General features: G+C 62.1%; 9 protein-coding genes. 7 read left to right on the forward strand and 2 right to left on the reverse strand.

Translation table 11 applies throughout. From position 1 onward, the window contains the following. Positions 1 to 44 precede the first annotated feature (44 nt). The 3 genes from map (at position 45) to dapC (ending at position 4,892) form a co-directional block, all read left to right on the forward strand. Entirely contained in the window at positions 45 to 827 is a 783-nt protein-coding gene (gene map / locus SOP85_RS21645) for a type I methionyl aminopeptidase (protein WP_046816511.1), read from the forward strand. 41 nt (positions 828 to 868) lie between these two features. After that, the gene (locus SOP85_RS21650; RefSeq protein ID WP_274077170.1) at positions 869 to 3,571 is read left to right on the forward strand and encodes a [protein-PII] uridylyltransferase; all 2,703 of its coding nucleotides are present in this window, start codon (positions 869 to 871) and stop codon (positions 3,569 to 3,571) included. Between the two features lie 121 nt (positions 3,572 to 3,692). After that, positions 3,693 to 4,892, forward strand: coding sequence for a succinyldiaminopimelate transaminase (dapC, locus tag SOP85_RS21655; protein ID WP_046816509.1), 1,200 nt, complete (start codon positions 3,693 to 3,695; stop codon positions 4,890 to 4,892). Positions 4,893 to 4,900: 8 nt separating this feature from the next. Here dapC and SOP85_RS21660 read toward each other — a convergent pair whose 3' ends face one another. After that, positions 4,901 to 6,532, reverse strand: coding sequence for a Na+/H+ antiporter (locus SOP85_RS21660; protein WP_323628176.1), 1,632 nt, complete (start codon positions 6,530 to 6,532; stop codon positions 4,901 to 4,903). A 281-nt stretch (positions 6,533 to 6,813) separates the two neighbouring features. Between SOP85_RS21660 and SOP85_RS21665 the strand changes: the two genes are divergently transcribed. From SOP85_RS21665 to SOP85_RS21680, 4 genes are all read left to right on the forward strand, one after another. Further along, positions 6,814 to 7,176: an ArsC family reductase gene (locus SOP85_RS21665; protein ID WP_046816507.1), complete on the forward strand. Its 363-nt coding sequence runs from the start codon at positions 6,814 to 6,816 to the stop codon at positions 7,174 to 7,176. Positions 7,177 to 7,208: 32 nt separating this feature from the next. Then, positions 7,209 to 8,243, forward strand: coding sequence for a 2,3,4,5-tetrahydropyridine-2,6-dicarboxylate N-succinyltransferase (gene dapD / locus SOP85_RS21670; RefSeq protein ID WP_274077172.1), 1,035 nt, complete (start codon positions 7,209 to 7,211; stop codon positions 8,241 to 8,243). A gap of 114 nt (positions 8,244 to 8,357) precedes the next feature. Beyond that, positions 8,358 to 9,563, forward strand: a complete 1,206-nt coding sequence (locus tag SOP85_RS21675; RefSeq protein WP_274077173.1) for an aminotransferase class V-fold PLP-dependent enzyme — start codon at positions 8,358 to 8,360, stop codon at positions 9,561 to 9,563. After that, on the forward strand, positions 9,560 to 9,967 hold the full coding sequence (locus SOP85_RS21680) for a SufE family protein (protein ID WP_323628178.1): 408 nt from the start codon (positions 9,560 to 9,562) through the stop codon (positions 9,965 to 9,967). The genes SOP85_RS21675 and SOP85_RS21680 overlap by 4 nt, the downstream gene beginning before the upstream one ends. 69 nt (positions 9,968 to 10,036) lie before the next feature. On the opposite strand, the gene tcdA is transcribed toward SOP85_RS21680, so the two are convergent. Then, on the reverse strand, positions 10,037 to 10,846 hold the full coding sequence (gene tcdA, locus SOP85_RS21685) for a tRNA cyclic N6-threonylcarbamoyladenosine(37) synthase TcdA (RefSeq protein WP_406591888.1): 810 nt from the start codon (positions 10,844 to 10,846) through the stop codon (positions 10,037 to 10,039). Positions 10,847 to 10,963: the final 117 nt, after the last annotated feature.

A 10,963-nucleotide genomic window follows, 5' to 3' on the forward strand; every position in this document is an offset into this window, starting at 1 on the left:
CCCTTTTCGTCAAGAAAGCGCCATCGAGCGCAGAGAGAGCCTGTATGACCGTCACCCTCAAAACCCCCGAGGACATCGCAAAAATGCGCGTCGCCGGCAAACTGGCCGCCGATGTGCTGGAAATGATTGCTGAACATGTCAAACCGGGCGTTACCACCGATCAACTGAACCAGATCTGCCACGACTATATCGTCAACGAGCAGAAGGCCATCCCTGCCCCGCTGAACTACAAGGGCTATCCCAAGTCGATCTGCACCTCGATCAACCATGTGGTCTGCCACGGCATCCCGAACGACAAGCCGCTCAAGGATGGCGACACCCTGAACATCGACGTCACCGTGATCAAGGATGGCTACCACGGCGACACCAGCCGCATGTTCCACGTCGGCACCGTGCCGGTCTGGGCCGAGCGCCTGTCGCAAGTGACCCAGGAATGCATGTACAAGGCGATCGAGATCGTCAAGCCCGGCTGCCGCCTGGGCGACATCGGTGAAATCATCCAGAAGCACGCCGAGAAAAACGGTTTTTCGGTGGTTCGTGAGTTCTGCGGCCACGGCATCGGCAAGGTGTTCCATGAAGAGCCGCAGATCCTGCACTACGGCCGTGCCGGTACCGGCATGGAACTGAAGGCCGGCATGACCTTCACCATCGAGCCGATGATCAACCAGGGCAAGGCCGACACCAAGGTGCTGGGCGATGGCTGGACCGCGATCACCAAGGACCGCAAGCTGTCGGCACAGTGGGAACACACCCTGCTGGTGACCGAGACCGGTTACGAGATCTTCACCCTGCGCAGCGATGACACCATCCCCCGCGTTTCGGCCTGATCCGCTCACCGAACCCAGCCTATAGAAAGGAAAGCCAATCAATGCCGCAGGTGGATCCCGAACTCTTCGATCGTGGCCAGTTCCAGGCTGAACTGGCCCTGAAGGCCAGCCCGATCGCGGCCTTCAAGAAGGCGATCCGCCAGGCGCGCGAAGTGCTCGACGGACGCTTTCGCAGCGGCCGGGACATTCGCCGATTGATCGAGGACCGTGCCTGGTTCGTCGATAACCTCCTGCAAAAGGCCTGGGAGCAGTTCGACTGGAGTGAGGACGCCGACATCGCGCTGGTCGCGGTCGGCGGCTACGGTCGTGGCGAGCTGCACCCCTACTCCGACATCGACCTGTTGATCCTGCTCGACAGCGCCGACCACGAGGTTTTCCGCGATTCCATCGAGCGCTTCCTGACCCTGCTGTGGGACATCGGCCTGGAAGTCGGCCAGAGCGTTCGGTCGGTCGAGGAGTGCGCCATCGAAGCCCGCGCCGACCTGACAGTCGTCACCAACCTGATGGAAAGCCGCACCATCTGCGGCCCGGAGCACTTGCGCCAGCGCATGCTGGATGTCACCAGCACCGCGCACATGTGGCCGAGCAAGGACTTCTTCCTGGCCAAGCGCGCCGAGCAGAAAGCCCGTCACCACAAGTACAACGACACCGAATACAACCTGGAACCCAACGTCAAGGGCTCGCCCGGCGGCCTGCGGGATATCCAGACGATTCTGTGGGTGGCCCGTCGCGAGTACGGCACCTTGAACCTGCGGGCACTGGCCGGCGAAGGGTTCCTGGTCGAAAGCGAAAACGCCTTGCTGGCCTCCTCCCAGGAGTTCCTGTGGAAGGTCCGCTACGCCCTGCACATGCTCGCCGGGCGCGCCGAAGACCGCCTGCTGTTCGATCACCAGCGCACCATTGCCGGGCTGCTGGGCTTTGAAGGGGACGACGCCAAGCAGGCCGTCGAGAACTTCATGCAGCAGTATTTCCGCGTGGTCATGAGCATTGCCCAGCTCAGCGACCTGATCATCCAGCACTTCGAGGAAGTCATCCTCGCACCGGAGGATGCAGCGCCGCCACAGCCGGTCAACTCGCGATTCCAGCTGCACGACGGCTACATCGAGGCGCGTAACGACAATGTGTTCCGCCGCACGCCGTTCGCCATGCTCGAGATCTTCGTGCTGATGGCCCAGCAACCGGAAATCAAGGGCGTACGCGCCGACACCATTCGTCTGCTGCGCGAAAATCGCCACCTGATCGACGACAACTTCCGCAACGACATTCGCAACACCAGCCTGTTCATCGAGCTGTTCAAATGCAAGATCGGCATCCACCGCAACCTGCGCCGGATGAACCGCTACGGCATTCTCGGGCGTTATCTGCCGGAGTTCGGTTTCATCGTCGGGCAGATGCAGCACGACCTGTTCCACATCTACACGGTCGACGCCCACACCCTGAACCTGATCAAGCACCTGCGTAAGTTGCAGTACACGCAAGTGTCGGAAAAATTCCCGCTGGCCAGCAAGCTCATGGCCAAGCTGCCCAAGCCTGAACTGATCTACCTCGCCGGGCTGTATCACGACATCGGCAAGGGCCGGCATGGCGATCACTCGGAGATCGGCGCGGTGGACGCCGCCGCCTTCTGCCAACGCCATCAACTGCCGGTGTGGGACAGCCGCCTGATCGTCTGGCTGGTGCAAAACCATCTGGTGATGTCGACCACGGCCCAGCGCAAGGATTTGTCCGACCCGCAGGTGATCCATGATTTCGCCCTGGCCGTGGGCGATGAAACCCGCCTCGACTACCTGTACGTGCTGACGGTCGCCGACATCAACGCGACCAACCCGACCCTGTGGAATTCCTGGCGGGCCAGCCTGCTGCGCCAGCTCTACACCGAGACCAAGCGCGCCCTGCGTCGTGGCCTGGAAAACCCGGTGGACCGCGAAGAACAGATCCGCCAGACCCAGAGCGCCGCGCTGGACATCCTCGTGCGGGGCGGCACCGACCCGGACGACGTCGAGCAGTTGTGGGCGCAATTGGGTGACGACTATTTCCTGCGCCACACCGCCGGCGACGTCGCCTGGCACAGCGATGCGATCCTCCAGCAGCCGGCCGACGGCGGGCCGCTGGTGCTGATCAAGGAAACCACCCAACGCGAGTTCGAGGGCGGCACGCAGATCTTCATCTACGCACCGGACCAGCACGACTTCTTCGCCGTGACCGTGGCCGCGATGGACCAGCTCAACCTGAACATCCATGACGCCCGGGTCATCACCTCCAGCAGCCAGTTCACCCTCGACACCTACATTGTGCTCGACACCGACGGCGACTCGATCGGCGATAATCCGGCGCGGGTCAAGCAGATCCGTGACGGCCTGGCCGAAGCCCTGCGCAATCCGGACGATTATCCGACCATCATCCAGCGTCGGGTACCGCGCCAGCTCAAGCATTTCGCCTTTGCGCCACAGGTGACGATCCACAATGACGCCCAGCGTCCGGTGACCGTCCTGGAACTGACCGCCCCTGACCGCCCTGGCCTGCTGGCACGGGTCGGCACGATTTTCCTGGAGTTCGACCTGTCGCTGCAAAACGCCAAGATCGCCACCCTCGGCGAGCGCGTGGAAGACGTGTTCTTCATTACCGACGCAAACAACCAGCCGTTGTCCGACCCGTTGTTGTGCAGTCGGTTACAAGACGCAATCGTCGAGCAGTTGAGTGTTAACCAGGAACCCGATATCAAGTTGTCGCGCATCAGTATCTGAATATACATATTCCCCCTGTGGGAGCGGGCTTGCTCGCGAAAGCGTCCTGTCAAACACCATTGATGGCGACAGACACACCGCTTTCGCGAGCAAGCCCGCTCCCACATTGAACGAGGCCCTCATGAACAACGCCCTGACCCAGCTCCAGCCCTACCCGTTCGAAAAGCTCCGCGCCCTGCTCGGCAGCGTCACGCCCAACCCCGACAAGCGCCCTATCGCGCTGTCGATCGGCGAACCCAAGCACCGCTCGCCAAGCTTCGTCGCCGAGGCCCTGGCCAGCAACCTGGATCAGATGGCCGTGTACCCGACTACCCTCGGCATCCCGGCCCTGCGCGAAGCCATCGCCGCCTGGTGCGAGCGTCGCTTCGGCGTGCCGAACGGCTGGATCGACCCGGCGCGCAACGTGCTGCCGGTCAACGGTACCCGCGAAGCGCTGTTCGCCTTCACCCAGACCGTGGTCAATCGTGGCGACGACGCGCTGGTGGTCAGCCCCAACCCCTTCTATCAGATCTATGAAGGCGCTGCGTTCCTCGCCGGGGCCAAGCCGCACTACCTGCCGTGCCTGGACGAAAACGGCTTCAACCCGGATTTCGATGCCGTTTCCCCGGACATCTGGAAACGCTGCCAGATCCTGTTCCTGTGCTCGCCGGGTAACCCGACCGGCGCTCTGATTCCGGTCGAGACCCTGAAGAAGCTGATCGCCCTGGCTGATGAGCACGACTTCGTGATCGCCGCGGACGAGTGCTACAGCGAACTGTATTTCGACGAACAGACCCCGCCGGCCGGGCTGCTCAGCGCCTGCGTGGAATTGGGTCGCAAGGACTTCAAGCGTTGCGTGGTCTTCCACAGCCTCTCCAAGCGCTCCAACCTGCCGGGCCTACGTTCTGGCTTCGTGGCCGGTGACGCGGATATCCTCAAGGGCTTCCTGCTCTATCGCACCTACCACGGCTGCGCGATGCCGGTTCAAACCCAACTGGCCAGCGTCGCCGCGTGGAACGACGAAGTGCACGTACGCGCCAACCGTGCGCTGTATCGCGAAAAGTATGACGCCGTGCTGGAAATCCTCAGCCCGGTGCTGGACGTGCAACGCCCGGACGGCGGTTTTTACCTGTGGCCGAATGTGGCCGGTGACGACGCAGCCTTCTGCCGCGACCTGTTCGAGCAGGAGCACGTGACCGTGGTGCCAGGCTCCTACCTGTCGCGGGATGTCGATGGCGTCAATCCGGGTGCCGGCCGTGTGCGCATGGCGCTGGTTGCGCCGTTGGCCGAGTGTGTCGAGGCTGCGCAACGTATCCGCGACTTCATCCAGCGCCGCAAATAACCGCGGGGTTATTTCACCTGGCCGAGCTTGGCTTCACTCAGATCCAGCTCACCCAACACCTCACGCAACACGTCATCGCCGATCTGGTGATGACGACTGAGGCTGTACAGCTCCAGGCGCTGCGCCCGCAGCGCCTTCAAGCGCAAACGCCGCTCCAGCAAATCCATCTGGAACGCCAGTGCCTGGGCTTCGGCCGAGTCATTGAACACCTCCAGCTGATGCCGATATTCGGACATGATCCGCGCCTTGAGCTCTGCCGCCAGCGCCGCTTGAGCAGCGTCCTGTGGGTTGACCTCTTCGGTTTCGAGGGCATGGATCGCCGCTTCGGCGGTTTTGCGCCAGGCGTCGCGCACTTCATTGCGGCGCTTGTCGTCCGGGCTTTTCTCGATGCCGCGCAGCAGCAACGGCAAGGCAATGCACGCGGCGATCAACGACAGCAGAATCACCCCGGCGGCGATGAAGATCAGCAGGTCGCGCTCGGGAAATGCGTCGCCCCCCATGAGCATCGGCACCGACAACACACCCGCCAGCGTCACCGCCCCGCGCACGCCACCGACGGTCAGCAACCAGCAGGAGCGCGCGCTCGGCACCCGGGTGATCTCATCCTTGCCGCGCCAGCGCCGCAGCACAATGGACAGGCGCCAGATGCTTTGCACCCAGACGAACCGCAGCACCAGCAACACCAGGAAAATCGCCAGCACATCGAAGCATCGATACAACAGCGTCGGCCACAGCGAGGTTTCATGGCTGGCCACGGCCTTGACGATGTCCGGCAACTGCAAGCCCAGCAGCAGGAAGATCAAGCCATTGAAGGCGAACTCGAGCAATGACCAGACGCTGCGATTGAGCAGCCGCGTGTTGGTCTGGCGCGGCAGCAGATCGAGCCAGCTCTGCATCATCCCCGCCGCGACCGCCGACAGGATGCCCGACGCCCCCACGCGCTCGGCCAGCACGTAAGCGGCAAACGGCAGCAACAACATGAAGACGACGTGGGTGGCAGGGTCATCCCAGCCACGGGCGATCATCCACGAGCGCAGGCGCCCCACCACCCAGCTCAATGCCACGCCGATGGCCAGCCCCCCAACTGCCACCAAGACGAAGGTGACGCTGGCATTGGCCAGCGAGAACGCACCGGTCACTGCCGCCACAAGAGCGAACTTGAACGTCACCAGACCAGAGGCATCGTTCATCAAGGCTTCGCCCTGCAGGATGTGCATCAAGGGCGTGGGCAAGCGATTCTGCGAGATCGCCGAGACCGCCACGGCGTCCGTGGGCGACAGCACTGCGGCCAAGGCAAAGGCTACCGGAAGCGGGATAGTCGGCAGCAACCAGTGAATGAAATACCCGGCGCCGACCACGGTAAACAGCACCAACCCCACCGCCAGAGTCAGGATCGGGCCACGTAGTTGCCAGAATTCACGCTTGGGCATGCGCCAACCGTCGGAAAACAACAAAGGCGGCAGGAACAGGAACAGAAACAATTCAGGGTCCAACGCCACATGCAGACCGAGGGTCGGCCAGGCCAGCAAGGCGCCCGCGGCAATTTGTACCAACGGCAGTGGCAGGGGGATCAACCGCCCGAGCAAGCGCGAAACGCCTACCAGCATCAACAGGATCAGGACGGTGTAGGCGGTTTGCATAAAACGGAAATCTCAGACTATCGACAGCGTTGAACTGCCATATTAGCCGCTTAGGATACGTCTGACCGTTGTACCTATGTCGCAGCCCCCGTGTGGGAGCCAGCCTGCTGGCGATGGCGGCGCCAAATTCAATACTGATGCCGACAGATCCGACGCTATCGCCAGCAGGCTGGCTCCCACAGGTTTTGCAGTGGGAAATCGACCTCAAGCGCCGCGAAACCGTCCGGCCATGGCATAATCCGACACCTTTTATTTCCGACACCTGTAAAGGGGGCGATTCCTTGACCGTTTCAAGTAAAACGTTGCACCTTTTCGGCATCAAGGCCTGCGACACCATGAAAAAGGCGCGCACCTGGCTCGATGAACACGCTGTCAGCTATGACTTCCATGATTACAAAGCGGTCGGTATCGACCGTGAACACCTGACCCAATGGTGCAACGAGCACGGCTGGGAAGTGGTGTTGAACCGTGCAGGCACGACCTTTCGCAAGCTCGACGACGAACGCAAAGCCGATCTCGACCAGCCGAAAGCCATCGAACTGATGCTCGCACAACCTTCGATGATCAAGCGCCCGGTGCTCGATCTCGGTGACCGAACCCTGATTGGCTTCAAGCCAGATATCTACGCGGCCGCGCTCAAGTAAGCAGCCCGTTCCAATTTGTTAGAGGTATCAACATGTCCACTACCCTGTTCAGCCTGGCCTTTGGTGTCGGCACTCAAAACCGTCAAGGCGCGTGGCTGGAAGTGTTCTACGCACAGCCACTGCTCAACCCTTCGGCCGAACTGGTTGCTGCCATCGCGCCGATCCTGGGCTACAGCGAAGGCAACCAGGCCATCACCTTCACCACCGCGCAAGCTTCGCAGCTGGCTGAAGCCGTGAAAGGCGTCGACGCTGCCCAGGCCGCCCTGCTGACCCGTCTGGCAGAGAGCCACAAGCCCCTGGTCGCCACCATCCTGGCTGAAGACGCACAACTGACCTCCACGCCTGAGGCTTACCTCAAGCTGCACCTGCTGTCCCATCGCCTGGTCAAGCCCCACGGCCTGAACCTGGCGGGCGTGTTCCCGCTGCTGCCGAACGTCGCCTGGACCAGCCAGGGCGCGATTGACCTGGCCGAACTGGCTGAGCACCAACTCGAAGCCCGCCTGCGCGGCGAGCTGCTGGAAGTGTTCTCGGTGGACAAGTTCCCGAAAATGACCGACTACGTGGTACCGGCCGGCGTGCGTATCGCTGACGCCGCGCGCCTGCGCCTGGGCGCCTACGTGGGCGAAGGCACCACCGTGATGCACGAAGGCTTCATCAACTTCAACGCCGGCACCGAAGGCCCGGGCATGATCGAAGGCCGCGTTTCCGCTGGCGTATTCGTCGGCAAGGGCTCGGACCTGGGCGGCGGTTGCTCGACCATGGGCACCCTGTCTGGCGGCGGCAACATCGTGATCAAGGTGGGCGAAGGCTGCCTGATCGGCGCCAACGCCGGTATCGGCATCCCGTTGGGCGATCGCAACACCGTTGAATCGGGCCTGTACGTGACCGCCGGTACCAAAGTGGCGCTGCTGGACGAGAACAACAAGCTGGTCAAGGTCGTGAAGGCCCGTGAACTGGCCGGCCAGGCCGACCTGCTGTTCCGTCGCAATTCGGAAACCGGTGCCGTGGAATGCAAAACCCACAAATCGGCCATCGAACTGAACGAAGCGCTGCACGCTCACAACTAAGCCTGTGGGAGCGAGCCTGCTCGCGATGGCGTCCTCGAAACCGCCATCGTGAGCAGAATCGAACCCATAATGGTCAGGCGTACACCCCGCCCATGTTCACCAGGGCCCGATAGCATGATGATTCTCTCTCCCTGGCGTGCCGACTTTCCGGCCATCGCCGCCCTGCAACGGCAAGGCCAGACCTATCTGGACAACGCCGCCACCACGCAAAAACCGCAAGCCCTGCTCGATGCCCTGGCGCATTACTACGCCAACGGCGCGGCCAACGTGCATCGGGCGCAACACCTGCCCGGCGCCCATGCCACCCAGGCGTTCGAGGACAGTCGGCGCAAAACCGCCCATTGGCTGAATGCCGGCGACAGCGGTCAAATTGTCTTTACCCACGGCGCGACTAGCGCGCTGAACCTCCTGGCCTATGGCCTGGAACCTCTTTTCAATCCAGGCGACGAGATTGTCATCAGCGCCCTGGAACACCACGCCAACCTGCTGCCGTGGCAGCAACTGGCGCACCGTCGCGACCTGAAGCTGGTGATCCTGCCGCTGGATGCCGACGGTGTGATCGACCTTGAAGCCGCCGCACCCATGATCGGCCCTCGCACACGTCTGCTGGCCGTCAGTCAGTTGTCCAACGTTATTGGCGCCTGGCAACCGTTACCCGCGCTGCTGGCGCTGGCCAAGGCACACAACGCCTTGACCGTGATCGACGGCGCCCAGGGCGTGGTCCATGGCCGCCATGACGTGCAGGCGTTGGGCTGCGACTTCTATGTATTTTCCAGCCACAAGCTCTACGGCCCCGATGGCCTGGGCGTTCTGTTCGGGCGCAATGAGGCGCTCAAGCAACTGCGCCATTGGCAGTTCGGCGGCGAAATGGTGCTGGACGCGGATTACCTCAGCGCGCGCTTTCGCCCTGCCCCGCTGGGTTTCGAGGCCGGAACGCCGCCGATTTCCAGTGTCATCGGGCTGGGGGCAACCCTGGATTACCTCGCCGGCCTCGACCAGGACGCGGTCTCGGCCCATGAAGCGGCGCTGCATGCCTGTCTGTTGAAAGGCCTTGAGTCACGCAACGGCATCCGGTTGCTAGGCAAACCGCAGGTGGCACTGGCCAGTTTTACCGTCGAAGGTGTGCATAACTCGGATCTGGCGCACTTGCTGACCGAACAGGGCATCGCCGTGCGCGCCGGTCATCACTGCGCCATGCCATTGCTCAAAAGTCTTGAGCTGTCCGGGGCGATTCGGGTGTCGTTGGCGTTGTACAACGATTCCGAGGATCTTCAACGGTTCTTTGAAGCGCTGGACCAGGCGCTGGAGTTGCTGCGATGAGCTTGCCCGCCGATGCCGTGACTGCACTCGCAACTTTTCAGGCTGCCGCTGGCTGGGAACAGCGTGCGCGTTTGCTGATGCAATGGGGCGAGCGTCTGCCCGCCCTGAGCGATGCGCAGATGTGCGACGCCAACCGGGTGCACGGCTGTGAAAGCCAGGTGTGGCTGGTGGGCGAGTTGCAGAGCGGTCATTGGCAGTTCAGCGCCAACAGCGATGCGCGGTTGATTCGCGGTTTGGTGGCATTGCTGCTGGCGCGGGTCAACGGCTTGTCTGCGGTCGAGTTGCGGCAGGTGGATTTGCCGGAGTGGTTCAATCAGTTGGGACTGGGGCGGCAGTTGTCGCAGTCGCGCAGTAACGGCTTGAATGCTGTTCTCCAGCGGATGCGGAGCCTAAGCGACGTGTAGGAGCTGCCGCAGGCTGCGATCTGTTGATCTTGATTTTCAAGATCAACAGATCGCAGCCTGCGGCAGCTCCTACAGGGGTTTGACCCGCTCCGCCGGCCGCCTTACACCCGCCACAATCTTGTCCACCGCCTTGGTCGCCGCGACCATGCCGAAGGTCGCCGTCACCATCATCACCGCGCCAAAGCCGCCGGCACAATCGAGCTTCACCCCATCACCGACAAAACTCTTCTGCAAACAAATGCTGCCATCCGGTTTCGGGTAGCGCAGTTGTTCGGTGGAGAACACGCACGGCACGCTGTAATGACGGGTCACGGTGCGCGAGAAGCCATAGTCGCGACGCAAGGTGGAGCGTACTTTCGAAGCCAGCGGGTCATTGAACGTGCGGTTGAGGTCGCAGACCTGGATCAGCGTCGGGTCGATCTGCCCGCCCGCACCACCGGTGGTGATGATCTGGATCTTGCGCCGCTTGCACCAGGCGATCAGCGCCGCCTTGGCGTTGACGCTGTCGATGCAGTCGATCACGCAGTCGATGTTCGGCGTGATGTACTCGGCCATGGTCTCGCGCGTGACGAAATCCGGCACCGCGTGCACCGTGCAGTCCGGGTTGATCCCGCGCAGGCGCTCGGCCATCACCTCGACCTTGGGTTTGCCGACGGTGCTGTCCAGTGCATGCAACTGGCGGTTGGCGTTGCTGACGCAAACATCATCCAGATCGAACAGTGATATCTCGCCCACACCGCAACGCGCCATGGCTTCCGCCGCCCAGGAGCCGACGCCACCGACACCGACGATCGCCACATGCGCCGCTTTCAAGCGCTCAAGGCCTTCGATGCCATACAAACGGGCGATGCCTGCAAACCGCGGATCTTCTGTACTCATGACCATAACCCCAAAAACCGGCGGGCATTATATGGCGATATGAAGACAAAATCAGTCACATGAAAAACTGAAAGAACTTTAACGAAATCAAACTGCCCAATATCGGGTAATTCCCTG

The sequence above is a fragment of the Pseudomonas sp. YuFO20 genome (genome assembly GCF_035064975.1).
GTDB lineage: Bacteria > Pseudomonadota > Gammaproteobacteria > Pseudomonadales > Pseudomonadaceae > Aquipseudomonas > Aquipseudomonas putida_AE.

Excerpts from the sequence above, each read along its gene's own strand:
- map (WP_046816511.1), top strand. The coding sequence starts at position 45 with ATGACCGTCACCCTCAAAACCCCCGAGGACATCGCAAAAATGCGCGTC.
- SOP85_RS21650 (WP_274077170.1), top strand. The coding sequence starts at position 869 with ATGCCGCAGGTGGATCCCGAACTCTTCGATCGTGGCCAGTTCCAGGCT.
- dapC (WP_046816509.1), top strand. The coding sequence starts at position 3,693 with ATGAACAACGCCCTGACCCAGCTCCAGCCCTACCCGTTCGAAAAGCTC.
- SOP85_RS21660 (WP_323628176.1), bottom strand. The coding sequence starts at position 6,532 with ATGCAAACCGCCTACACCGTCCTGATCCTGTTGATGCTGGTAGGCGTT.
- dapD (WP_274077172.1), top strand. The coding sequence starts at position 7,209 with ATGTCCACTACCCTGTTCAGCCTGGCCTTTGGTGTCGGCACTCAAAAC.
- SOP85_RS21675 (WP_274077173.1), top strand. The coding sequence starts at position 8,358 with ATGATGATTCTCTCTCCCTGGCGTGCCGACTTTCCGGCCATCGCCGCC.
- SOP85_RS21680 (WP_323628178.1), top strand. The coding sequence starts at position 9,560 with ATGAGCTTGCCCGCCGATGCCGTGACTGCACTCGCAACTTTTCAGGCT.
- tcdA (WP_406591888.1), bottom strand. The coding sequence starts at position 10,846 with ATGAGTACAGAAGATCCGCGGTTTGCAGGCATCGCCCGTTTGTATGGC.